We start from the raw sequence: 23,996 nt of genomic DNA on the forward strand, positions 1-23,996 counted from the left end.
TGACCATAAGCATTTTCAGGTCTCGCTTTATCTCCTTAAGCTTTTTATGTTTTTGTAATGCGGTTTAGCTCAATTTTTCTAAAATTGGCTCAAATTTCGAATTACGTTCTTGCCATTGTGGTTGTTTGTCTTTATCGACAATGAGCGCGCGGACACCTTCAATAAAGTCACCATGTTCAAACCAGATATCCTGTAAATCACGTTCAAGCTGCATACACTGCGGTAAAGAAAGCCCACGCCCTAAATGCTGCAGTTTCAAACTGGTTTGTTTGGCTATAAATGAGCGCTGCTGCAAAATACTGAGCATCTTACTTGCCCAAGTTTTTAAGCTTTCATCTTGTTCATTTTCAAGACTTTGCTCGATTTCATCTAAATGCTGATATCCGAAGTGTTTACGGATACCTTCCGCCAATTGTTTTAATTCACTTTCGGCAGGGCGAGTAATAAATCGGGTAATGATGTGTTCAATTCCCTCTTTAGTTAAACTTGGCGCTTCAACGAGAGCATCTTGCAAAGCTTGTAACTGCTCGCTTGGCACATGATAGTCAATTAAATCGAGGTAAAGCGCATCGCTACTGCTGATCTGCTCACCCGTAATGGCCATATAAACACCGATATCATCAAGGCGAGACAGGAAGTGTGTTGCACCAACGTCTGGGAAGAAACCAATCGCTGTTTCAGGCATGGCAAATCTAGACTTTTCGCTGCTTACCACAATGTGACAAGCCTGAGCCAAGCCAAAACCGCCACCTAATACATAGCCATCAAGCATAACAATGACTGGCTTTGCATATTCACGCAGTACATTCAACATTTTATATTCGGCACTAAAGTAGCCTTTGTAGTCGGCCGTGCCATTTTTATAACTGTCATAGAGATAGCGAATATCACCGCCTGCACAGAAGGCTTTTGGGCTATTTGATTTGATTAAAACGGCCTGAATAGCAGCATCATTTCGCCACAGTTCCAATTGGGCACCAATACTTTTGATCATATCTAGCGACAATGCATTGAGATGAGTCACACGGTCTAAGGTAATCACGCCAAGCTTACCTTGTCGCTCAATCATTAAGTGATTTTCTGTATTCATTTTATTGATCTCTTATTGATTTTTAAAATTTGGCTTTCGTTTTTCAACGAATGCCTGCATTCCTTCTTTTTGGTCAAATGTTGCAAATATTGAATGGAACATACGTCTTTCAAAACGTAAGCCTTCTGTGAGGTTTACTTCAAAAGCTCGGTTAATGGTTTCTTTAAGCATCATGTTTGCAGTTAAAGAGCGTGCCGCAATTTTTTCAGCTGCTTGTAAGGTTTGTTCAAGTAATTCTTCTTTGCTAAACACACGTGCGACTAAACCACTTTGCTCTGCTTCTATAGCGCCCATTTGACGAGCGGTAAAACACATTTCCATTGCTTTGGCCTTACCAATGGCATGGGTTAAGCGTTGTGTGCCACCAATACCCGGAATTACCCCTAAGGTGACTTCAGGTAAGCCAAACTTGGCGTTGTCAGCACAATAAATAAAATCACACATAAGTGCCAATTCACAGCCACCACCTAATGCATAGCCGCTGACCGCAGCAATTAGAGGTTTACGGCGCTGTGCAATTCGGTCTGCAAGATGAAAAAAGTCATCAAAATAAATATCAGGAAATGCCAAATCAGCCATTTCTTTAATGTCTGCACCTGCGGCAAAAGCCTTTTCAGAACCTGCCAATACGATGCAACCAATTTCACGGTCTTTTTCGAGCTGATCTAATGCCTGATTAATTTCACTAATTAATTCACTGTTTAAAGCATTGAGCGCTTGAGGGCGATTTAATGTAATCAACCCAACCCCATTACGCTTTTCTAATAAAATACTTTGCCACTGCATTATTTATTCCTTGTTCTGGTTTTATAGACTACGTGCAATCACTAAACGTTGGATATCACTCGTGCCTTCGTAAATTTGACAAATACGCGCATCACGATAAATACGTTCAATTGGGAAATCTCTGAGATAGCCATAGCCACCAAACACTTGTAGCGCACTCGAGCACACACGCTCAGTCATTTCTGAAGCAAATAACTTAGCCATTGAAGCTTCGTTGAGACACGGTTGACCTGCTTCTTTTAAACGCGCAGCGTAGTGAACCAGTTGTCTCGCTGCTTCAATTTCAGTTGCCATGCTAGCAAGGCGAAAAGCGATGGTTTGATGCTCAAAAATTGGTTTTCCAAAAGTAATACGTTCTTTGGCATAACGAGTTGCTTCTTCGAGTGCCGCACGTGCTAGACCGACTGCTTGCGCCGCAATACCAATACGGCCACCTTCTAAATTGGCAAGAGCGATTTTTAAGCCTTCGCCCTCTTTGCCTAGCATGAGACTTTTGTGAATGCGTACATCGGTCAGTGCAATCTGGCAAGTATCTGAAGCATGCAGACCGAGTTTTTCTTCAACACGAATTACTTCATAACCCGGTGTCTCGCGTGGGACTAAAAATGCACTAATGCCCTTTTTGCCAGCGCTCGGATCGGTCACTGCAAACACAATAATGACCCCTGCATTATCACCCGAGGTAATAAACTGCTTGGCACCATTTAAAATGTAATCATCGCCATCTTTCACCGCTCGGGTTTTAAGAGCTGCCGCATCTGAGCCAGTATGTGGTTCGGTTAAAGCAAAAGCACCGATCATTTCACCTTGTGCCAAAGGTTTTAAAAAACGCTCTTTTTGCTCATCAGTACCAAATTTTAAAATAGGGACACAACCAACCGAGTTGTGTACGCTCATGATGGTTGAGGTTGCGCCATCTGCTGCCGCAACTTCTTCGAGGGCTAGTACATAGGCTAAGTTACCCGTGTCAGAACCACCCCATTGCTCTGAAACAAGCATGCCCATAAAACCGAGTTGCCCCATTTGAGCTAAGGTATCTTTCGGGAATGTCCCGTCTCGATCCCAATCGCTGGCATTAGGCTTAATTTGTTCTTGGGCGAAACTTTTCGCCATATCACGAATGAGTAATTGTTCTTCGGTAAATTGCATTGTTATTTCCTTTACCCTGCTTTAGCTTGTTGTTTAGCAATTTCTTGATTACGCAATAAAAAGCGCTGAATTTTACCACTTGGAGTTTTAGGTAATTCACTCACAAATTCAACTAAACGTGGGTACGCATGTGCAGAAAGTCGTCTTTTAACAAATTGGCTGAGTTGTTCAGCAAGTGCATCTGAAGGTTGAGCATCTCCAGCTAAAATTACAAATGCCTTAACCACTTCGGTACGGTCGGGGTCAGGCACACCAATCACTGCGGCCTCAACTACTGCATCATGTTCAAGCAAAGCACTTTCTACATCGAATGGCCCAATCCGATAACCCGATGTGGTGATTACATCATCACTACGGCCAACAAAGCTCATGCTGCCATCAGCATGCAACTCGGCAGTGTCGCCCGTTAAGTAGTAATGACCAACAAATGGCGATTTACGGCTTTCTTTATAGCCACCAAACCACATCATTGGAGACTGGCTAATGTCGACCGCTAAAATTCCCGGTGTGTCTGGCGGAAGCTCTTCACCTTGTTCATTGACAATGGCAACACGGTAGCCCGGACTTGGGAAACCTGCTGAACCAGCATGAATTTCATGTTTTAAACCATGATGATTACACACCACCATGCCCACTTCGGTTTGCCCATAGTGGTCATAAATCGGAGCATCAAGCACTTGTTTAAACCACCGAATTACTTCTGGGTTAAGTGGCTCACCTGCACTGCTCACTACACGGAACTGACCTTTTAACGGCGCCATTTGTGCTGGGTCAGCTGCCATCATCATGCGGTAAGCAGTTGGCGCACCTGCCAAGTTATTAATTTTATAATCTTTCACAATTTGGCATAGACTATCTGTGCTGAAACCACCTTCATAGAACAAGGTAGCGTGACCCAAGAATAACGGCCCAGTAATCGCATAGTACAGACCATACGCCCAACCCGGATCGGCAATATTCCAAAACGAATCTTCTTCGGTTAAGCCAATGGCATCTTGCATATATCGGCCAAAGGCAATCAGTGCTTTTAAAGGCACTTCCAAAGGTTTAGCAGGACCTGTAGTACCTGAAGTAAACATGAGCAAAAAAGGATCTTGGATGCTACGCATAACCAAATCACATTGATCGGACTGCTGCTTCACTTCATTCCAAAAGTTAAAACCGCCTGCTTTAAGCGGAGTACCTTGTGTGTCGGCCACCGTCACAATTGCAGGGCAATTTTCAATTTCATCAAGCTTGCTACGGTTGCCCATATCAGTCACCACCAGCTTACTTTGTGCAAGCTGAATACGGTGCTCAATCGCTTTTGGACCAAACGCAGTAAAGAGTGGTTGATAGACTGCACCAATTCGCCAAGCTGCAAGAATCGTCACGATCAATTCAGGTGTTCTTGGTAATAGACCTGAAATACGGTCACCCGCTTTCACACCTTGTGATTTTAAAAAGTTAGCAAACTGACTCGACCATTCTTTTAATTCACGGAAGGTATATTGCTCTTTTCGTCCGTCTTTTCCTTGCCAATACAGTGCAATTTTGTCGCCATCTGCATGTCGATCACAGCATTCATAACAAGCATTTAAGGCATCAAGTGAACCTGATAACATCTGTTTTGCAGTACTTTCCAAATCGAAAGCCTGTACAGCATTTTGATAATCCATCATATCTTTTCCCTCAGTCCGGATTTGTTGTTATTCACGACAGGGTTTAATGTGTTTAAAGCCATCCTTTGGCTTTACCGTTATGCCTCTTGTGGCAGGTACTGCTGAATAATGCTCGAAAAATCCAGATTGGCATTCCCGCGCATGCACATTTGCTGATAGAGCTGCTGCACCATGCCACCTAATACAACTGGCTGTTTGACTTGGCCCGCGGCCTCTACAGCGAGTCCTAAATCTTTCAGCATCAGCTGAGTCGCAAAGCCATCTTGATAGCCTCGAGATGCTGGCGCATTTTCATTAATATGCGGCCATGGGTTACACACATCCGAGCTCCAGCAACGACCGCTTGAGGTGTTAATGACGCCTGCCAATGCTTGTGGGTCGATGCCCAGCTTTACACCGAGTGCCATACCTTCGGCAACAGCAGCCATTGAAATACCTAAAATCAGGTTGTTACAGATTTTGGCAATTTGACCTGCACCGACATCACCACAATGAACAATATTTTTGCCCATGTGGCTAAGTACAGGTTTCACTTCGTTAAAGGTTTGCTCATCCGCACCCACCATAAAGGTTAAGGTTCCTGCTTGAGCACCAATAGTTCCACCTGAAACTGGCGCATCACAGATTTTAATATTTTTGCTCTCTGCAACAGCGGCAATGTCTTTAATAGTTTGTGGGTCAATGGTACTGCTATCAATGCATAAGCTACCTGCTTTTAGCACTTCCAATACACCATTTTCACCCAAGTAAACTTCTTTAACGTGCTTGGCTGCAGGCAGCATAGTAATAACCACATCAGCTTGTTTTGCTGCTGCCTGTGGGCTGTCACATACCACACCACCTGCCTCGGCAAAGTGCTGAATCGCGACTTCACTGAGGTCATATCCATAAACATTGAGTCCGGCTTTAAGGAGGTTATGGGCCATTCTGCCGCCCATATTGCCTAGACCGATAAAGGCGATATTCATCCGTGATCCCCTTAACGTAAACTAATGGTTGTATTTACACTGCCAACTTCATGGCTATCTTCAAACCAGCGACTGGTAATGGTTTTAGTTTGTGTATAGAACTGCACAGCTTGTTTGCCGTATGGTCCCAAATCACCCAGTTTTGAGCCTCTTGAACCGGTAAAACTAAAGAAAGGCACTGGCACAGGAATTGGAATGTTGATACCAACTTGACCTACATCAATTAAGTTTTGGAAAGTACGTGCAATCGCGCCACTTTGTGTGAATAGACCTACACCGTTACCAAATGGGTTGCCATTGATAAGAGCAATCGCTTCATCAAGGGTGTCTACACAAATAATGGAAAGTACAGGGCCAAAGACTTCTTCTTTATAAATACGCATGTCGGTATTTACGCCGCTAAAAATCGTTGCACCTACAAAGTTGCCCGATTCATAGCCTTGGACTTGAACATCACGGCCATCGAGTAGCAACTCTGCCCCTTGCTCAACACCGCTATTAATTAAATCAAGCACACGCGCTTTAGCACGTTTTGAAATGACTGGGCCAATGTCAGTATTTGGCTCATGGCCTGCGTTTACTTTTAAGGTTTTCGCTTTTTCAACTAACTCTTGAATCCACTGTTTACTTTCACCCACCATGACCGCAACCGACAATGCCATACAGCGTTGTCCCGCTGCACCAAATGCTGCACCGACCAAGGCATTTAAGGTTTGCTCTTTATTGGCATCTGGCATAACAGCCACATGATTTTTTGCACCCATCATCGACTGCACACGTTTACCATGTTGCCCTGCAAGGTTATAAACATGCGTTCCAACAGCAGTTGAACCCACAAATGAAATCGCTTTAATATCTTTATGGGTACACAAACGGTCAACCACTTCTTTACCGCCATGCACAACGTTGAGCACACCTGCTGGAATACCTGCTTGAATCGCAAGTTCAACCAGCATCATGGTTGATAACGGATCTTGTTCTGATGGTTTTAAAACGAAGGTATTGCCACATACGATTGCCATTGGAAACATCCAAAGCGGAATCATGGCAGGGAAGTTAAAAGGCGTAATACCCGCACAGACACCCAAAGGTTGTTGCAAGGTATAAGTGTCTACACCACGCGCAACACCTTCAACATATTCACCCATTTGCAAAGTGCCGATCGAACAAGCATGTTCAACCACTTCTAAACCACGTTGAATATCGCCTTCCGCGTCGGCCAAGGTTTTGCCTTGTTCAGCCGTTAGTACTTGTGCAATTTCTTTCATGTTGGCACGGATTAAGTCTTGTAACTTAAGCATGATGCGCATACGTGCCTGAATTGGGGTCTGACGCCAAGAAGCAAAAGCATCTTGTGCAGCCTGAATAGCAGCGTCAACTTCTTGAACCGTTGCAAATGGTACACGACCAATTACTTCCTGAGTTGCAGGGTTAATAATGTCTTGCCATTCCTGTGTGTCGGATTCGATAAAATTTCCGTTAATGAGTAGTTTAGCGGTTTCCAATTCGATTTTTTGGATTGTGTTCATAACCTCTCCGTAGGCCATATTTTTATTGTGTTCAATTATTAGAAAATACTTTTTGATCGTATTTTCTTTATTCCAGTTTCAATTGAGACTAACAAAGAAAACTTTGACCACCAACGGAAATTCATGCACGATTGTTGTGCAAATATGCACAAGGATTACAACAAAAATGAAAGTGGATTGGGATCATCTACATTTTTTTCTGGTTTTAGCGCGGACTAAAACATTGACCAACGCTGCGCGGATTATTGGTGTCGAACACAGTACAGTGGCCAGACGGATTCAGGCACTAGAACTTGCTTTGGGTACAACACTGTTTAAGCGTGAAGCGACTGGTTATGAGTTGACACTCGAAGGTATGGCACTTGTTCCTCGAGTTGAGCAAATGGAACAAGCTTTCTTACAAATTGAGAAACCACATCAACCTTTGCAAGGTCGTGTGCGAATTGGCACACCTGAAGGTTTTGGCACTGCATTTTTAGCCCGTTTACTGGCTGAGTTCTCTATCCAATATCCACTGCTTACCATCGACCTGATTCCAGTACCGAAAATGATTAAGCTCTCACACCGTGAAGCAGACATTGTGGTGTCGATTGATCGTCCAACATCTGGACCCTACATCATTACGCGGTTATCAGACTACTGCTTAAAAATTTATGGCAGCCAAAACTATCTGGCGCAAAACCCACCCATTCGTGGTTTGGAAGATTTAACCCAACACCGCTTTGTGAACTATATTGATGATCTGGTCTATAGCCCTGAGTTGTACTGTCTAGAACGTTTACCCTTAAAGCTTAACGCGAACTTCCGTAGCAGCAGTATTTTAGCCCAACAAATTGCGGTGAGTGCTGGTGCAGGACTTGCGATTTTGCCCAAGTTTTTAGCAGATGATAAACCAGAACTTGGGGTCGTTTTAGAGCAGCAAGTTCGCTTTACTCATACCTTCTGGATGCTGACTTTTGTTGATTTACAACATGAACCACGCATTAAGTTAGTTTGGGACTATTTGCGTAAGCAAGCCGATAAATATCAGCATTTGTTAGTTGATTAGAGAGTGTAAATAAAAAAGCCAATCACGGATGATTGGCTTTTTTGAAATTAATAATAATTAATCAAAAGTTTCTTGGCCTAGTTTTTTCATGCGTGGTTTATAAAACACATGATAGCTAACGCCTAAAACAACTAGCCATAATGGACTAACATAGAGTGCTTTTAATGTATCTGGCTCTAGTGCCAAAATCACTAAAGTGAACAAGAAAAATGCAATGACCACATACGCCATTAACACGCCACCCGGCATTTTAAAGGTCGATTTAGCATGTAACTCTGGACTCAACTTACGGTAACGTAAATAGCATGCCATGATCAAAAGCCATACACTAATAAAGAGAATCACACAGAGTGAACTTGCCAAAGTAAATGCTTCCATGGTGTTTGGAACAAAGTACTGAAGCACTGCCCCACCCATAATGAAAATACATGAGAAGATTAAACCATTTGAAGGTACGGCACGTTTTGATAAACGCCCCAAGGCACTTGGTGCCTGACCATCTTTCGATAAACCGAACAGCATACGACTGGTTGAAAACACACCGCTGTTCATTGAAGACATCACTGAAGAAAGTACGACCAAGTTCATAATGATGGCTGAAACAGGAATACCCGCATTTAAGAACAACTCAACAAACGGACTTTTGTCTGCACGAATATGATCCCAAGGTGTTACTGACATCACAATAAATAGTGCCAACACATAGAACAAAATAATACGTACAGGAATCGCGTTAATTGCCTTCGGTAGATTTTTCTCTGGATCTTTCGTTTCAGCAGCTGTTGTACCAATCAATTCAACGCCAATAAAAGCAAACACGGCAATCTGGAAACCTGCCAAAAATCCGCTTACGCCTTTTGGAAACATGCCGCCATGCGACCACACATTACTTACACTCACAACCTCACCATGCGGAGCTTGAAAATGAGTGAGGATCATGTAACCACCGACTCCAATCAAGCCAATAATGGCCAAAATCTTAATGAGTGCAAACCAGAATTCAACTTCACCAAACAACTTCACCGTAAGCAGGTTAAGCCCTAAAATGAATAGTACACAGCCTGCACTAATCATGGCCTGTTGTGTTGGTGAGAAACTGGCGCCTTCGGGCAGCCAGAAACTTAAATAGTTAATGACCGCCGATAAATCAGCAATACCGACCAGTACCCAGCCTAACCAATAAGTCCAGCCTATATAATAGCCAGCCCATGGTCCGATCAAGTCATAAGCCATATCGACAAATGACTTGTAATGCAAATTAGCGAGTAGTAATTCACCCAATGCACGCATCAGAAAAAAGAACATGCCACCAATTAACATGTAAATCACGAGAATTGAAGGACCTGCGAGGGAGATGGTTTTGCCCGAGCCCATAAATAAGCCGGTTCCAATTGCACCGCCAATTGCAATCATTTGTAGATGGCGATTATTTAATTTCCGTTGTAAATGATCAGGGGAGCTTGCCTCATCAGAATGATGAACCATTGTCATATTAGAAGTCCTTTTTATATTTTGCTTAACTTAAAATCAGCAACCTATAGGGAGAAAAACGAACCGTATATCGTGGGTTGCTGAGTCTATACCTCAGGACAAGATGTTCAAGTATATTTTTTCCTTAATTGATAAATCGTTTGTCCTGTTTTTTTTAAGTCACATTATTTATGTACTGCCTTCACGGCAATTTTAATTAATCAATCTGGGTTTCCAGATTAGCCGAAGTGTAGCATGTGATAATGCTATATGTACTTTGCCAACAGCCTCCAATTTGCACTGATGATTTAAAAATAAACAATATTATTCCGATAAAAAATCCAATAAAAATAAAAAAAGCCAATCATGATTGATTGGCTTTTTAATAAAACTTAATGATCGTTGACGAGTTCACGTCCTAGTTTTTTCATACGTGGTTTATACAACACATGATAGGTAACACCTAAGATAACTAACCACACTGGACTGACATAGAGTGCTTTTAATGTATCTGGCTCAAGTGCCAAGATGACTAAAGTGAAAAGCATAAATGCCAAAACGATATAACTCATCCAAATGCCACCCGGCATTTTGAAAGTTGATTTTTCATGTAATTCAGGACGTAATTTACGGTAGCGTAAATAGCACACCATGATGAGACTCCAGACACTAATGAATAGAATCACACAAAGTGAACTTGCCAAAGTAAATGCTTCCATCGTGTTTGGAACAAAGTACTGAAGCACCGCTCCGCCCATGATAAAGGTACAAGAGAAAATCAAACCATTTGAAGGGACTGCGCGTTTTGATAAGCGTCCAAATGCACCCGGTGCCTGACCGTCTTTTGATAAACCAAACAACATACGGCTGGTTGAAAACACACCGCTGTTCATTGAAGACATCACCGAAGACAGCACCACCAAGTTCATGATGATGGCTGAAACAGGAATACCGGCATTTAAGAACAACTCAACAAACGGACTTTTGTCTGCACGAATATGGTCCCACGGTGTTACTGACATCACAATAAACAGTGCCAACACATAGAACAAAATAATACGTACTGGAATCGCATTAATTGCTTTCGGTAAGTTCTTCTGCGGGTCTTTCGTTTCAGCAGCCGTCGTACCTACAAGTTCCACCCCGACAAAAGCAAATACAGCAATCTGGAATCCTGCTAAGAAGCCTTCTGTACCTTTCGGGAATAAACCACCATGTGACCAAACATTACTGATGCTTGCAACAGCGCCTTGCGGAGCTTGGAAATGGCTGAAAATCATGTAGCCGCCCACTCCGATAAGGCCAATAATCGCCAATATCTTAATAAGAGCAAACCAGAATTCGATTTCACCAAATAGGCGTACTGTTAGTAGGTTAAGACCCATCACAAACAATACACAGCCTGCGCTAATCATGGCCTGCTGTATTGGTGAGAAGCTTGTCCCATCTGGCAACCAGAAGCTCAAATAGTTAATGACCGCTGAAAGGTCCGCAATACCCACCAGCACCCAACCTAACCAATAAGTCCAGCCCAAATAATAACCAGCCCAAGGACCGATCAGGTCATGAGCCATATCAACAAAAGATTTGTAATGCAGATTTGCAAGGAGCAACTCGCCCATTGCACGCATTAAGAAAAAGAACATTCCTCCAATAATCATATAGATCAAAAGGATTGAAGGACCTGCGAGGGAGATGGTTTTACCTGAACCCATAAATAGGCCGGTTCCAATTGCACCGCCAATAGCAATCAGTTGTAAATGACGGTTAGACAGTTTTCGTTGCAGATGATCAGGAGAATTTTCCGTATCTGAATGACGAGCCGTTGTCATATTAAAATTCCTTTTTGAATTCCTTTGTTAAAATCAGCAACCTACGGCGAAAATTGAACCGTATGCCATAGGTCACTGAATCTATTCACCAAAAATGACTGGTTAAACCGTATCTATCTTCCTTCTGTTAGATACATCATCATTTTTGGAGTAAAAACGAATTACTTTTGTGCTGCCGTCACGGCAATTTCAATGAGCCAGTTCGGATTGACCAAATCGGCCTGAATTGTGGCACGCGATGGTGCAACACACCCTTTTAACCAGTCAACCCAAATTGCATTTACGGTTGAAAAGTCAGAAAGATTTTTTAAATAGAGCTGCGCAGAGAGCAAGCGAGATTTGTCGGTATTGGCTAATGCCAAAAGTTCATCAATCGTTGCAAGAATTTCACGAGTTTGGCCTGCCACGTCTTGCTCGGTATTTTTAGGTACCTGACCTGACAAATAAACTACTTTGTTAAAAACAGTCACGGCGCTCATGACTTCATTAGTGTTAATCTTTTGTATATCTGAATTAGACATTCGGATTTCCTTATACCTGATTAATAAATTGAACACGGGCGGTGACGGCACACATCAGTTCATAGCCCACCGTACCGGATGAAACTGCGACATCATCAATAGGTAAAACGACGCCTGTACTTGATTGGCCCCAGAGCACGACTTCACTGCCGACTTTGGCACTCTCAATGCCCGTTAAATCGACTGCCAACATATCCATGCTGACACGGCCAATTGTGCGAGTGAGGACAGAGTCCACTAAAACCGGAGTACCTGTTGGTGAAATACGCTGATAACCATCGGCATAGCCACAAGCGACAATCCCAATCGTCATGGCCTGCTCTGCGACAAAGTTTGAGCCATAACCCACGCTTTCATTCGGTTCTAGATGTTGAACAGAGATAATTTCACTGCGTAAGCTCATGGTCGGTTGTAAGCCCCAGTCCGCAATACTATGCGTCGGGTAGTCTGGCGAGCTGCCATAGAGCATAATGCCGCTACGTGCATAATCTGATTTGAGCTGATCTTGATAGCGCAGAATTGCCGCGCTATTACTTACCGACCTTTCACCCGGTAAATCTTTAATAATTTCTTCAAATGCAGTGATTTGATAATCAATACCCTGCTGGCCAAAACGCTCGCCATCTGCATCTGAAAAATGCATCATGTGGGTAATCTTGGAGACATTTGCCAAGTTGTTTAAACGTTTCCATGCCTGAACATAGTGCTCTGGTTTAAAACCAAGACGGTTCATACCACTGTTCATTTTTAGGCAAACATCAAATTGGGCCGCATAAGGATGCTTTTCTACCCACTCAATTTGCGCTTCACTATGAATAGTGAAACTGAGTTGATACTGAACACAATCAAATAAATCTTGTGGAGAGAAAATCCCTTCGAGCAACAAAATTGGACCTGTCCAACCTAGAGCACGAATTCGTTTTGCTTCATCAAGATCAAGTAAGGCAAAGCCATCTGCTGCTTTAAATGCTTCATAGACACGTTCAATTCCGTGTCCATAAGCATTAGCTTTTACAACGGCAAAGACCTTACTGTTTGGCATAGCCTTGCGTACCACCGCCAAGTTATTTTGTAAGGCTTGACGGTGGATCACTGCGGTAATAGGACGAGGCATGATTAATTTCCTAACGTCCGTTATGCAGCATGCGCGTGTGAATAACGCTGAATTGAAAGGCCATCGGTACTGATTTCAGTCTTATGATTCAATACGATGTCACTGATTAATTTTCCTGAACCACATGCCATGGTCCAACCTAAAGTACCGTGACCTGTATTCAAGAACAGATTTTTAAAGCGAGTCGCACCAATAATTGGAGTACTGTCTGGTGTCATTGGACGTAGACCCGTCCAGAAAGACGCCTGTGCCATATCACCGCCCGGGAACAAGTCCTGAGTCACCATTTGCAAGGTTGCACGGCGATCTTCGTTTAGGCCTAAATTGAAACCGCTTAGCTCTGCCATTCCACCTACACGAATACGTTGGTCAAAACGAGTTATCGCAATTTTGTAGGTTTCATCAAGCACTGTAGATTGCGGAGCAAAAGCAGGGTCAACAATTGGAATCGTCAACGAATAACCTTTCACAGGATATACAGGCAACTGTAGATCAAGTGGTTTCAAGAAATCACGTGAATAGCTACCAAACGCTAAAACATAACGGTCTGCGGTTAAGACCTTACCATTGACCTGAACGCCCTTAATTTCATCGCCTTCAACAATCAATTTTTCTACGTTTTGGTTGAACTGGAAGTTAACACCCAACTCTTTAGCAATTTGAGCTAAAGCATTGGTAAATAAATAACAGTCACCTGTTTCATCATTTGGTAAATGTAAACCACCAACCAGTTTATCTTGTGCATTTGCCAACGCTGGTTCTACACGACCAAGTTCATTGCCATTTAATAATTCGTAGCTTACGCCGCATTCTTGTAGCACGCTAATGTCACGTTGAACCGCTTCCATTTGTGCTTCTTTACGGAATAACTGCAACGTGCCTTTTGCACGGTTTTCGTAATTAATGCCTGTATCTTTTCTAAGTTCACGTAAGCAGTCACGGCTGTATTCAGCCACGCGCATCATACGTTCTTTGTTTACAGCATAACTTTGTGGATTACAGTTTTTTAGCATTTGAGCCATCCACTGTAACTGCCACATGCTGCCATCTAAATTAATCGCAAGCGGTGCATGATGTTGAAACATCCATTTCACAGCTTTAAAAGGAATTCCTGGTGCTGCCCAAGGAGTCGAATACCCAGGCGAAATTTGCCCTGCATTACCAAAACTTGTTTCTTCAGCAGGACCTGACTGGCGATCGAGAACAGTAACCTCAGCTCCTTGTTGAGCTAGATAATAGGCACTTGCCACTCCAATAACGCCGCTACCTAAAACAATTACGCGCATTTCCATTCCCTCACGCACACCAGTTTATTTAACTAGTATATTTCTGCTTCAATAGTTTATTTCACTGTTTTTCAGGCTATAATCTAGGTAAATTTATGTTTTTCTCGCGAGAATTTAAAAAAAAGAGGAAATATCTATGCGCCCCTTAGATCGTATAGATCGCATGATTCTGGACATTTTGCAGCATGAAGGACGAATTGCGATTAGTGAATTGGCATCGAGAGTTAACCTGTCGACCACCCCTTGTTCAGAGCGTGTAAAACGCCTAGAACGCGATGGCATTATCATGGGTTATTACGCTCGGCTAAACCCAGCCTTTGTGGACCGTAACCTGCTTGTCTTTTTAGAAATTAAGTTATCTGCCAAATCTGGCGATGTGTTTGATCAGGTGGCTAGAGATTTAGTCGAGATTCCTGAAGTGCTCGAATGTCACCTTATTTCTGGCGAATTTGACTACCTTGTAAAAGCGCGTTTAAAAGAAATGAGCGCATACCGCCGCTTATTAGGAGATCTATTAAAGAAACTCCCTGCTTCGGCGTCTTCACACAGTTATGTGGTTATGGAAGAAGTCAAAGAAACTCTATATCTCGATGTAAGCAAGTAAAGCGAAGCTCCATTGAACTCGCTTTACTCAAGTTTTGAAAATTAGAAATATTTTAAAATCGAAATATGTTTATTTTGATGTTTGAACTTCGAGAACCATTTAACTGCTGGATAGAGCGCAAAAGACAGCGCAATCGTAATTAGCCACAGCATCCACACATGGTTGACCGACAAATAGTTTCCGTAGTTGGTTCCCCACACACTGAGTGCAAACACATACATGAGTTTCAACACATATAAATGCAGTAAGTAAAAGAACATCGGCACCGAGCCAAACACCAACAAGGGTTTTAGAAACGAATATTGCTGCATACGATCAAAACCAACGAGCACAAGCAAGCCAATTCCCACATTCAGTAAAATAAACAGTAAAGATGGTGGATACTTGGTGAGATTAAAAAAGCTCATTAGCGTCAGTTGTAATGAATCAAAATGTTGCCAAGGCTGGTCGCCATAGATATTGATAGAACGCAGTAAAACAAATAACCCAATGCTTACTAAACCAAGGCTGAGTAAAGCGCGGGTTCTTTGCTTTGCAGTATATTTTGAACTAAAGAACTGACCTAAAACGTAACCTAATAAAATCACCCCAATCCAAGGTAAAACAGGATAGCTTGTACGCAGTTTTATGCCCGCGAACTCGATCCACCCCCGATCATGTAAAACGAACCATATATTCTGTAGGATGCCTTGTGAGAATTGCACAGAATCTAATAAGTTATGCCCAAAAATAATGACCAACGCTACACCTGCAAGAACAGGCAACGGTAGACTCACACAGCAAGCTAACACCACCATACTAATACCAATTGCCCAAATTACCTGTAAATAAATGACTTCAGGCGGAAAAGTCGCTGTCCATGCAAAATTCACAAGCGTAAGTTCTAGCACAATCAAAAATAAGCCACGTTTTAATAGAAAAGCACGCGTTTGCCGTAAATCTTGTTTTTTTGATTGAAATAAAAAAGCGGAAATGCCGGTTAAAAGTACAAAAACCGGAGCACAAATATGGGCCAATAATCGACTACCAAATAAAGCTGGTTCCGTTACTGTTACGTCCATTGGATCGATAACTTGTTTATGTAAATAGAAAGTTTCCCTTACATGGTCGAGCAACATAATGATGATAACCAAACCACGCAATGCATCAATCGACTGTAAACGTTCAATATTCTTTTCTAAAGGCATAGCGGTAATCAATAAAATAATGTAACGTTATACTATTACATTATAGTTCTTTTGTCTTTCATGGCTGATTATTTATGCAACACAAATTAGGATTGTTGTCTTCGTTGGGTCTATCATTTATATCGACATTCACTTGGGCAGAAGAAACGTCAACGGTACTTGAAACCATACGAATTCAGGCTGAAAGTACTCAAGAAGGTGTGAGCCAAAATAGCTCGGCGACTAAATTTACTCACGATGTTTTAGATGTCCCTTTTAATCGTGCTTATGTTTCAAAACAAATGATGGAACAACAAGACGTTCAACGGATTGATGACGCATTAACTTTAGTGAGTGGAGTCTTTCATCAAAATAGTTTTGGTGGCGGTTTTTGGGATAATTACTCTTCCCGTGGTTTTAGTACCGATCCCAATTTAGGTGCCTCTATGATCCGTAACGGTTTGAGTGTCAACCGAGGGATTAGTGCTCCAAAAGATGTCGTGAATATTGAATCTTTAGAGTTTTTAAAAGGGCCAATGGCAGCTTTATATGGCCGCGGCGAAACAGGAGGTTTGCTTAACCTCAACAGTAAAAAACCACAGTGGGAAAGCGAAAGTGAAGTTAACCTACGTGCCAATACTCAAGAACAATATCGAATTAGTCTGGAACATACCGCGCCTATAAACGATGAACTGGCTTATCGTGTAGCAGTGGCTCATGAAGATAATCAAAGCTTCCGTGATCATGTCAGTAGTGAACGCTGGTTCTTTTCACCACAGCTCACATGGAAAATTTCAGATCAAACACAACTCGACTTTGACAGTGAATTTACAGAGCACAAAGGAACCTTTGACCGTGGTGTAAGCACCGTCAATCACCAGTTTGTGATGGACCCTAAAACCTTTACAGGTGAACCTGACGATGGCGATTTAAAAATAAAAGATTACTTTTACCAATTACGTCTGAGTCACGAGTTTAACCCTGATTGGAAGCTGAATAGTGCAGTCAGCTATAAAGATGCCCAAATGGTTGGCTTTGCAACCGAACCACGGCACATACAAGCTGATGGTCGTACTTTAGAGCGTCAACGCCGCTATCGTGATTATACAAGTGAAGATGTGCTCGCTCAGACAGAGTTACTTGGCAAGTTTGATAGTTCGTGGGCTCGCCATGAAATTTTACTTTCAACTGAACTTGGTCAACTCGACTATAAGCAAAACCAGCTTCGTCGCAATCACAGTACAAGCTCAACAAACACAATTGATATCTACCAACCTGAATACGGCAAATATTTACCCAACCTCGACCCTTTTACCAATACTAAAGAGCGCCAGCGCTATTTTGCACTGAATGTACAAGACCAGATCTTTTTCAATGATCAATGGAGTGTGCTATTTGGTAACCGTTTTGATCAAGTCGAACAAGACTTTAAAAATCACCTGACTCAGACTGAAAGCAACCAAACGCTTCACCAGAATAGTCCACGTTTCGGAGTAAATTTTAAAGCCTCTGACCAATGGGCGTTTTATACCAATTATGGCCGCTCATTTGCGATGAATAGTGGTATGAACCGAAATGGTCAGACTTTTGCTCCTGAAAAAGGTGAAAGCTATGAGATCGGCACCAAATATAAAATGAATGATCAAAGTGTGCTGAGTCTCGCTTTGTTTAAAATGAAAAAACGAAATGTACTCACGACAGATCCTATCGACAATGCATTCCAAACAGCGGCAGGTGAAGTCAGCAGCCAAGGGCTTGAGTTTGACTTAAATAGCCAGATCAATGACCGCTGGTTCGTCAATGCCAACTATAGTTATACCGATGCTCAAATTGAAAAAGACCAAGACTTGGCAAAGGGTGCACGTCTAAGCAATGTTCCAAAACACCAAGGCGCTGTAAGTACTAACTATGAGTTTCTACAAGAAGGTGCAAGAAAAGCAGGTGTAGGTGCCAACCTTACCTATGTGGGTGAACGCAGTGGACATAACCTTGATAATGGCTTTAATTTACCAAGCTATACGCTGGTCAATTTAAATGGCTACTATGTTCCATCTGACCGCTTACGCTATCAGCTGAATGTAAATAACCTGTTTGATAAAACCTACTATATCTCAAGCTATAGCGATTTATGGGTTCAACCAGGGGAACCACTCAATGCTTCAATTTCGGCACAGTGGAAGTTTTAATTTATAAATAAAAAAGCCCGAATTATTTCGGGCTTTTCATTAAAACATACCATTTTCATTGACGAGTGGGTCGGGCTGTACTTGACCGATATCCCAAAACTCAGCAATTTTTCCATTTTCAAAACGACAAATATGGACCACTGCCAAGGTAGTTAATCCGTTCATTTGCATTTCAAGTTTAGAATGCACAGCAACCAAATCGCCCTCTTCAATGACATGTTGAACGTCAAAGACTTTGTTTGGCGTTTCAGCTGCGCTTTCACGCATCCCTTCCCTCAAAGAAGTCGTATCACCCGCATAATAAGGGTTGTGATGCTTGAAGTTAGGCGTGGTGTAATTGCTATATGCTTCATCAACTTCGCCAGCTGCGGCAAGCTCTAAAAACCGTACTGCAATTTGTTTTTGAGATAGGTTCATGATTATCTCCTACTCTTTATTTTAAACCTTACTGCAACAGGTCATCTTCGTCGTCGCCTTCCTCGAAGACATAGGCCATACAGCCCCATCCATCATATTCGCCTTGAAATTTTTCAGCGATGCTGGCAAACCATTGTTCCAAATCAACAATATCTGAATACTCAGGTTCCATATTGACAAAGATGGTAATCACCCACTCGTTTGGTTCAACAGAGTCATCTTGGAAAAGTGAAACTTTTTGTTCTTGATAAAGTAAATACAGCGCACATTGCTCTGCATTTTTTTGATCTTGAAAAGCAATTGAAAATTCAATTTCATGCAGCTCGGTTAAATCATCCCCATCTTCAGCCATTTGCCAAAGTACATTGCCGTTATCGTCATCTGGAAATTGTTCGTAGTCACGAGTCATAAAGTGATCCTTGTTGTTGTCGCAGTATTAATATTATTCGACATCAAGAATACCCGACTTTTATTGCAATTTGGGTATATATTCCGTTCCCAATTGCACCAAAATGAATTTTTAATTGTATATAAATTTTAAAAAGGCACTTCCGATTCAATGACTACATCTTTGCCTTTCAATGGATGCTGAAAAGCCAAATATGCAGCATGTAAAGCCATTCGGTTTAAATGAAAACGTTTCGGTTCAGGGTGATACAACTTGTCACCCATAATCGGATGACCAATATGCATCATGTGCACACGTAGCTGATGCGAACGTCCTGTGACTGGTTCAAGTAACACTCGACTTTGATCTGTTTTTTCTTCATAAACCAAAGGTTGAAATAAGGTTTTGGCATGTTTGCCTAGTTCAAAATGTACAATTTGTCTTGGGCGATTTTCCCAGTCGGTAATGAGTGGAACTTCTACACTACCCTCTTCTGCGACTTGGCCTTGCACCAAAGCAATATAATGTTTTTTGACTGTTCTGGCCTGAAACATTTTACTTACCGCAACTTCTGCATCACGATGCTTGGCGAACATAAGTAAGCCCGATGTCGCCATATCTAAACGATGGGTGACCTTAGCCAAAGGAAACTTTTCCAGCACCCGTAAATAAGCGCTGTCATGATGTTCAGGTAAACGACCCATGACCGACAACAAGCCCGCAGGTTTATCAACCACTATTAAATCGTCATCTTCAAATAGAATTGAAAGTGGATCTTGTGGTGGAGCGTAAACAAAGTTGTCGTTTAAAGGCATGGTCGTAGAAACAGCAATGGAGCATGGCGGCAGATCATAAAGAAATTTCAGACCTACCGCAAAATAATCTATAACGCTCTAATCATGTTCCACGTGAAACTCAGAAAATCTTTATCGTTTTTTATTCATTTCAGCCAAAAGATCGAGCTGAATTTCTTGAATGTGTGCAAGCCTTTCCCACTGATGCGACAAAAGATGGTCCATTTTTTCATGCAAATGGCGAATTTCAAGCTCAGCTTTTAAATTAATTTGATAATCATGTTGAGAACGTAAGCGGTCTTTGGCTTCTTGGCGATTTTGGCTCATCATAATAATAGGTGCCTGAATTGCAGCTAAACATGACAAAACCAGATTCAGTAAAATAAATGGATATGGATCAACTGGACGTACAACCATCACAACCGTATTTAAAATAATCCACGCGACCAGAAATAGCCCGAAACAAATTAAAAATGCCCAACTTCCCCCAAAAGTAGCTATTTTATCTGCCAGTTTTTCTCCAAGCGTCCATTTTTGATCAAAATCTGTTTCTGTATTTCGGCTAATCAGCTCATGCCGCTGCATGCTGCCAATCACTTCATTTTCTAAATTAGATAATTCGCCTTTCTCCGAGCGTAATAGCGACTGAACATATTTAATTCGATAATCTGCCAGATCGGCTCGACAAATAAAGCTTGAGTAAGTCCAGTCTGGGTGATCTTTTAAAATTTCATCACTGATTACATTCCGAATGACTTCACCAGACACAAGATCTTTTAAGGGAAAACTTTTTCCACAAACGGCGCATTGGCGACAATGGTTTTTATTTTCCATATTATTGAGCTCGTTATTATGATAATAAGATTAGTATATAAATGATTTTTGCTGACCGCATCGTAAATAAAAATAGTACTCTAACCTAATATCTGTAAAGTCGCTGGCACTATTTTTCGATGGGCAGGAGTTACAGGTACCATGTACAATCGCCCAAGTAGATTTTTAATATGTACCACTATGGTCACTGTAAGCACTTGAGTATCTTCATTTTTATAAATAGATAAAGTCACATTTAAATGCTTATCATCATCTCCAATGACTAACTCATTTTCGGTACGTTGTAGCAAAGTAAAAATTCCAATTCTGTCACCTGCAACATATTCATTTTCTTTTTTATTCAAATCAATCTGCTTAAAACTTCCTAAATCTTTAAGCCCAATCTTGGAAGTAATTTTATTACGCACATTCATGCTCCACTCTATCCACTGAGGCGTGTGATGGAACAATTTAATGAGCTGCCCAAATACATTCAGGTCAGGCTGACCAAGCACAATACTCCACGAGTCGTGGAAGTAAGCATTTTTCAATTGAGATGAGATTTGGCTGTCATGCGGCAAGGTAGAAAGATAAGGCTTATTCATGAATTATATTCTTGTAAAGTGTTGTTTTTATTATAGAGAATTTTTTAGGGTGTCAAGGGAAACCATGTATGGTTTACTTCAACAATTATAACTTTGTAAGTTAGAACCTTATGCCTATAAACTTTTGATCTATAGCGTCCTAAGCCGAATCGAGACCTTTTGGGTGAGTACACACTAACGTTATACGTTTTGGTGCATGCTACTCTTTTCGATCCCTATCACACCCTTGAGATATAGTTTAGCCAGCACCCTGCGGGATTGTTTTTCTAAGAACAGCTAATTTTAAATATTTTTGGGAATTTTTACGCAATTAAGCAAATTTAAAAGAATATATTTCCATTTCAATATAATTAGTTAAATTTAAATTCCACTTTATTTGTATTTTACGGTTTATTTTACCAAGACATTGACCATTTTTAGCCACAGTGCATCAGACTATAAAAAGTTTTGCCCTTCACTTCTTCATTCATGAAGGGCAAAACTTTTTATGAATAAATAAAACCATGCTTACGGGCATGGTAAACAGTAGATAACGCGATCAGGGCAAAAGCTAGCATAAACCATGGAAAAGAAGCTGCTCCAAAACTTTCAAGTAGCCCACCGCCAATCATTCCACCGAATGCGATCGCAAGGTTAAATATAGTGACCAACATGGACTGAGCGACATCTGCCTCATTGCCCGCAGTATTTGCTAAAGCTGTTTGTAATAATGTTGGAGCCCCACCAAAAGTGACTCCCCATAACACTACACCCACTAGTACGACAAAACTTGAAGAACTATAAACACCTAATAGTGCTGTTGCGATTGCAAAGATAAATAAACTTAAAAGCGTTATTTTTTCTTAATGAGCGATCGATAAACATTCCCGTAATGACGATGCCTATAATCGAAGAAATACCAAATAAAAAAAGAATGGTCTCAACTTTATATGCATGTCCTGTCGAGGCCAAGAAAGGTGAAATATAGGTATAAAGAATGCTATGAGACAATATCCAAAGGAAGACAACTGCTAAAACAGCTCTAATGCCCGGTATTAAAAGAACTCTTAAAATGGGCAATCTTTTTTGTGCTGACTGTCCCGCAAAATCAGGAATACTAAAACGAATCCAAACAAATAAAATCAATGCCAGTAAAGACATGATCCAAAATACACCGCGCCATTCAAACAACGTTCCCAACCATGCACCTAACGGAACACCAATCGCCAAAGCAATAGGCTGCCCGACTCCGGCAATTGCTAAAGCTCGTCCTTGATACGATGCTGACACCATACGTCTTACATATCCAGCTAGAAGTCCCCATATAACACCCGCTGCCATGCCTGCAATAAAACGAGCTGCCAAAGTCAAAATATAATGATTTGATAACGCAGTAATCACATTGAATAAAAGCAATCCAGCAATCGCACTGAGTAACAATGGTCTTCGATTCCAACTACGAGTAAAGCTAATAATAGGTATTGCAGCCAATACCGAACCTAATGCGTAAACTGTAATAAGCTGACCTGCGTAGGCCTCTGAAATGTTTAATCCCTGACTGATTTGTGACAACAGCCCTGCTGGCATGGTTTCTGTCATGATGGTCAGAAAGCCGGCAACGGTAAAAGCCAACAGTTTCCAAATCGGTAATTGAGAAGAGAATTCATCAGTTAACTGATGAGATGTTTCATCACACTTAATATTCATAAAGGTTTACTCTCAAATTCTTTTTCAAAGTTCTTACCTTGCTCTGCATAGCTATAGCTCGTTTTATAAAGTTAGGATGGGAAGGCATTTATTCTCCATAGGAACTAAAAACCATCATTTAGGAACGATCATTCCAATTAAAATTAAATAAAAACCTTAACTATTCAGCTCAACAATAGTTAAGGTTTAAACGAGTTTTATAAAATGCTTAAAGCAACCTCAACGACGTCCATTAAAGATTGTCTGCGTTCTTGAAGAGGGCTACCTTTCCCCAAAACACGTAAACCTTGGATAGTATTTACAAAGAAACTCGCTAATGCACGAGGGTTTTGGGTAGAAGCAATTTCATCAGATTGTTGAGCTTTAATTAATAAATTCTCTAAAGCATGCTGTATTTTTTGCAGATTACTTACAACAAATTCGGCGACCTCTTCGTCATGGCCTGCTAGCTCTAAACATGCATTTGCGACCAAGCAACCTTTGTGCTCCGGATCACTCAGCTCATCTTCAACAATATTAAGAAGTAACTGTCGAATGAGTGCTTTAGCTGGGCCTGAACCAGACAATAACTTTACATTATTAAGCGTAGTTAAAAGTTCATAGCGACGTAATGCTTGTTGATAGAGTCCCTGTTTACTCTGAAACGTACTATAAAGACTGCTTCTCGATAAGCCAGTGCCATCTACTAAATCTTGAACCGAAGTAGCAGCATATCCACGACGCCAAAAAACATGCATGGCTGCATCAGCAATTTCATCAGTTTCAAATTCTTTTGTACGCATAAATAGATGCTAACAGGAACGATCATTCCAATTAATTTATGATAGGACGAAAGAGAAGTCAAACTAAAAAATTATTTCATTAGCAAACATTGCTCTACACT

Annotated in this window: 21 protein-coding genes and 1 pseudogene; 3 read left to right on the forward strand and 19 right to left on the reverse strand. The window is 41.4% G+C overall.

Features of this window, described 5'->3' with window-relative positions; translation table 11 throughout:
- Positions 1 to 64: 64 nt before the first annotated feature.
- The 6 genes from F968_RS18170 to F968_RS18195 all read right to left on the reverse strand — a co-directional run bounded on the left by F968_RS18170 (position 65) and on the right by F968_RS18195 (position 7,183).
- Positions 65 to 1,090, reverse strand: coding sequence for an enoyl-CoA hydratase/isomerase family protein (locus tag F968_RS18170; protein ID WP_004795359.1), 1,026 nt, complete (start codon positions 1,088 to 1,090; stop codon positions 65 to 67).
- A 12-nt stretch (positions 1,091 to 1,102) separates the two neighbouring features.
- A complete protein-coding gene (locus tag F968_RS18175) occupies positions 1,103 to 1,876 on the reverse strand; it encodes an enoyl-CoA hydratase (protein ID WP_004795361.1) in 774 nt (257 codons plus the stop codon).
- A 21-nt stretch (positions 1,877 to 1,897) separates the two neighbouring features.
- Positions 1,898 to 3,025, reverse strand: a complete 1,128-nt coding sequence (locus tag F968_RS18180; protein WP_004795362.1) for an acyl-CoA dehydrogenase family protein — start codon at positions 3,023 to 3,025, stop codon at positions 1,898 to 1,900.
- Between the two features lie 11 nt (positions 3,026 to 3,036).
- Entirely contained in the window at positions 3,037 to 4,686 is a 1,650-nt protein-coding gene (locus F968_RS18185) for an AMP-binding protein (RefSeq protein WP_004795363.1), read from the reverse strand.
- Between the two features lie 77 nt (positions 4,687 to 4,763).
- The gene (gene mmsB / locus F968_RS18190; protein WP_004795365.1) at positions 4,764 to 5,654 is read right to left on the reverse strand and encodes a 3-hydroxyisobutyrate dehydrogenase; all 891 of its coding nucleotides are present in this window, start codon (positions 5,652 to 5,654) and stop codon (positions 4,764 to 4,766) included.
- 11 nt (positions 5,655 to 5,665) lie between these two features.
- Complete coding sequence (locus F968_RS18195) at positions 5,666 to 7,183, reverse strand: CoA-acylating methylmalonate-semialdehyde dehydrogenase (RefSeq protein WP_004795367.1); 1,518 nt, start codon at positions 7,181 to 7,183, stop codon at positions 5,666 to 5,668.
- 166 nt (positions 7,184 to 7,349) lie between these two features.
- Between F968_RS18195 and F968_RS18200 the strand changes: the two genes are divergently transcribed.
- Positions 7,350 to 8,231 (forward strand): LysR family transcriptional regulator, encoded by an 882-nt coding sequence (locus F968_RS18200; protein ID WP_004795369.1) that lies wholly within the window; start codon positions 7,350 to 7,352, stop codon positions 8,229 to 8,231.
- A 57-nt stretch (positions 8,232 to 8,288) separates the two neighbouring features.
- Here F968_RS18200 and F968_RS18205 read toward each other — a convergent pair whose 3' ends face one another.
- The 5 genes from F968_RS18205 to F968_RS18225 all read right to left on the reverse strand — a co-directional run bounded on the left by F968_RS18205 (position 8,289) and on the right by F968_RS18225 (position 14,454).
- On the reverse strand, positions 8,289 to 9,722 hold the full coding sequence (locus F968_RS18205; RefSeq protein ID WP_004795371.1) for an amino acid permease: 1,434 nt from the start codon (positions 9,720 to 9,722) through the stop codon (positions 8,289 to 8,291).
- 371 nt (positions 9,723 to 10,093) lie between these two features.
- Positions 10,094 to 11,533: an amino acid permease gene (locus tag F968_RS18210; RefSeq protein ID WP_004795372.1), complete on the reverse strand. Its 1,440-nt coding sequence runs from the start codon at positions 11,531 to 11,533 to the stop codon at positions 10,094 to 10,096.
- Between the two features lie 161 nt (positions 11,534 to 11,694).
- Positions 11,695 to 12,054 (reverse strand): RidA family protein, encoded by a 360-nt coding sequence (locus F968_RS18215; RefSeq protein ID WP_000071348.1) that lies wholly within the window; start codon positions 12,052 to 12,054, stop codon positions 11,695 to 11,697.
- 10 nt (positions 12,055 to 12,064) lie between these two features.
- Positions 12,065 to 13,168, reverse strand: coding sequence for an alanine racemase (gene alr, locus F968_RS18220; RefSeq protein ID WP_004795374.1), 1,104 nt, complete (start codon positions 13,166 to 13,168; stop codon positions 12,065 to 12,067).
- Positions 13,169 to 13,188: 20 nt separating this feature from the next.
- Positions 13,189 to 14,454, reverse strand: coding sequence for a D-amino acid dehydrogenase (locus F968_RS18225; RefSeq protein ID WP_004795376.1), 1,266 nt, complete (start codon positions 14,452 to 14,454; stop codon positions 13,189 to 13,191).
- Between the two features lie 136 nt (positions 14,455 to 14,590).
- Between F968_RS18225 and F968_RS18230 the strand changes: the two genes are divergently transcribed.
- On the forward strand, positions 14,591 to 15,058 hold the full coding sequence (locus F968_RS18230; protein WP_002118087.1) for an Lrp/AsnC ligand binding domain-containing protein: 468 nt from the start codon (positions 14,591 to 14,593) through the stop codon (positions 15,056 to 15,058).
- 41 nt (positions 15,059 to 15,099) lie between these two features.
- On the opposite strand, the gene F968_RS18235 is transcribed toward F968_RS18230, so the two are convergent.
- Positions 15,100 to 16,245, reverse strand: coding sequence for an acetyltransferase domain-containing protein (locus F968_RS18235; RefSeq protein ID WP_004795378.1), 1,146 nt, complete (start codon positions 16,243 to 16,245; stop codon positions 15,100 to 15,102).
- 74 nt (positions 16,246 to 16,319) lie between these two features.
- Between F968_RS18235 and F968_RS18240 the strand changes: the two genes are divergently transcribed.
- On the forward strand, positions 16,320 to 18,410 hold the full coding sequence (locus F968_RS18240; RefSeq protein WP_004795380.1) for a TonB-dependent receptor: 2,091 nt from the start codon (positions 16,320 to 16,322) through the stop codon (positions 18,408 to 18,410).
- A gap of 39 nt (positions 18,411 to 18,449) precedes the next feature.
- Here the strand turns inward: F968_RS18240 and F968_RS18245 are convergent, their stop codons facing one another.
- The 7 genes and pseudogenes from F968_RS18245 to F968_RS18275 form a co-directional block, all read right to left on the reverse strand.
- A complete protein-coding gene (locus F968_RS18245; protein WP_004795382.1) occupies positions 18,450 to 18,827 on the reverse strand; it encodes a nuclear transport factor 2 family protein in 378 nt (125 codons plus the stop codon).
- A 28-nt stretch (positions 18,828 to 18,855) separates the two neighbouring features.
- Positions 18,856 to 19,236, reverse strand: a complete 381-nt coding sequence (locus F968_RS18250; protein WP_004795383.1) for a ribonuclease E inhibitor RraB — start codon at positions 19,234 to 19,236, stop codon at positions 18,856 to 18,858.
- Between the two features lie 128 nt (positions 19,237 to 19,364).
- Positions 19,365 to 20,030: an RluA family pseudouridine synthase gene (locus tag F968_RS18255; RefSeq protein WP_004795384.1), complete on the reverse strand. Its 666-nt coding sequence runs from the start codon at positions 20,028 to 20,030 to the stop codon at positions 19,365 to 19,367.
- Between the two features lie 111 nt (positions 20,031 to 20,141).
- Complete coding sequence (locus F968_RS18260) at positions 20,142 to 20,843, reverse strand: DUF1003 domain-containing protein (protein WP_004795386.1); 702 nt, start codon at positions 20,841 to 20,843, stop codon at positions 20,142 to 20,144.
- 80 nt (positions 20,844 to 20,923) lie between these two features.
- The gene (locus tag F968_RS18265) at positions 20,924 to 21,427 is read right to left on the reverse strand and encodes a DUF2867 domain-containing protein (protein ID WP_004795388.1); all 504 of its coding nucleotides are present in this window, start codon (positions 21,425 to 21,427) and stop codon (positions 20,924 to 20,926) included.
- A 485-nt stretch (positions 21,428 to 21,912) separates the two neighbouring features.
- Positions 21,913 to 23,113: pseudogene (locus F968_RS18270) on the reverse strand (MFS transporter).
- A 197-nt stretch (positions 23,114 to 23,310) separates the two neighbouring features.
- Complete coding sequence (locus F968_RS18275; protein ID WP_004795395.1) at positions 23,311 to 23,895, reverse strand: TetR/AcrR family transcriptional regulator; 585 nt, start codon at positions 23,893 to 23,895, stop codon at positions 23,311 to 23,313.
- Positions 23,896 to 23,996 lie beyond the last annotated feature (101 nt).

Source organism: Acinetobacter sp. NIPH 817 (assembly GCF_000368405.1).
Taxonomy (GTDB): domain Bacteria; phylum Pseudomonadota; class Gammaproteobacteria; order Pseudomonadales; family Moraxellaceae; genus Acinetobacter.

Bases quoted from the DNA above. Each gene is read 5' to 3' on its own strand.
- F968_RS18170 (WP_004795359.1), bottom strand. From the start codon at position 1,090: ATGAATACAGAAAATCACTTAATGATTGAGCGACAAGGTAAGCTTGGC.
- F968_RS18250 (WP_004795383.1), bottom strand. From the start codon at position 19,236: ATGACTCGTGACTACGAACAATTTCCAGATGACGATAACGGCAATGTA.
- F968_RS18265 (WP_004795388.1), bottom strand. From the start codon at position 21,427: ATGAATAAGCCTTATCTTTCTACCTTGCCGCATGACAGCCAAATCTCA.
- F968_RS18205 (WP_004795371.1), bottom strand. From the start codon at position 9,722: ATGACAATGGTTCATCATTCTGATGAGGCAAGCTCCCCTGATCATTTA.
- F968_RS18210 (WP_004795372.1), bottom strand. From the start codon at position 11,533: ATGACAACGGCTCGTCATTCAGATACGGAAAATTCTCCTGATCATCTG.
- F968_RS18275 (WP_004795395.1), bottom strand. From the start codon at position 23,895: ATGCGTACAAAAGAATTTGAAACTGATGAAATTGCTGATGCAGCCATG.
- F968_RS18245 (WP_004795382.1), bottom strand. From the start codon at position 18,827: ATGAACCTATCTCAAAAACAAATTGCAGTACGGTTTTTAGAGCTTGCC.
- F968_RS18260 (WP_004795386.1), bottom strand. From the start codon at position 20,843: ATGGAAAATAAAAACCATTGTCGCCAATGCGCCGTTTGTGGAAAAAGT.
- F968_RS18215 (WP_000071348.1), bottom strand. From the start codon at position 12,054: ATGTCTAATTCAGATATACAAAAGATTAACACTAATGAAGTCATGAGC.
- F968_RS18180 (WP_004795362.1), bottom strand. From the start codon at position 3,025: ATGCAATTTACCGAAGAACAATTACTCATTCGTGATATGGCGAAAAGT.
- F968_RS18185 (WP_004795363.1), bottom strand. From the start codon at position 4,686: ATGATGGATTATCAAAATGCTGTACAGGCTTTCGATTTGGAAAGTACT.
- F968_RS18240 (WP_004795380.1), top strand. From the start codon at position 16,320: ATGCAACACAAATTAGGATTGTTGTCTTCGTTGGGTCTATCATTTATA.
- F968_RS18200 (WP_004795369.1), top strand. From the start codon at position 7,350: ATGAAAGTGGATTGGGATCATCTACATTTTTTTCTGGTTTTAGCGCGG.
- alr (WP_004795374.1), bottom strand. From the start codon at position 13,168: ATGCCTCGTCCTATTACCGCAGTGATCCACCGTCAAGCCTTACAAAAT.
- F968_RS18235 (WP_004795378.1), bottom strand. From the start codon at position 16,245: ATGCCTTTAGAAAAGAATATTGAACGTTTACAGTCGATTGATGCATTG.
- F968_RS18225 (WP_004795376.1), bottom strand. From the start codon at position 14,454: ATGCGCGTAATTGTTTTAGGTAGCGGCGTTATTGGAGTGGCAAGTGCC.
- F968_RS18255 (WP_004795384.1), bottom strand. From the start codon at position 20,030: ATGCCTTTAAACGACAACTTTGTTTACGCTCCACCACAAGATCCACTT.
- F968_RS18175 (WP_004795361.1), bottom strand. From the start codon at position 1,876: ATGCAGTGGCAAAGTATTTTATTAGAAAAGCGTAATGGGGTTGGGTTG.
- F968_RS18230 (WP_002118087.1), top strand. From the start codon at position 14,591: ATGCGCCCCTTAGATCGTATAGATCGCATGATTCTGGACATTTTGCAG.
- mmsB (WP_004795365.1), bottom strand. From the start codon at position 5,654: ATGAATATCGCCTTTATCGGTCTAGGCAATATGGGCGGCAGAATGGCC.
- F968_RS18195 (WP_004795367.1), bottom strand. From the start codon at position 7,183: ATGAACACAATCCAAAAAATCGAATTGGAAACCGCTAAACTACTCATT.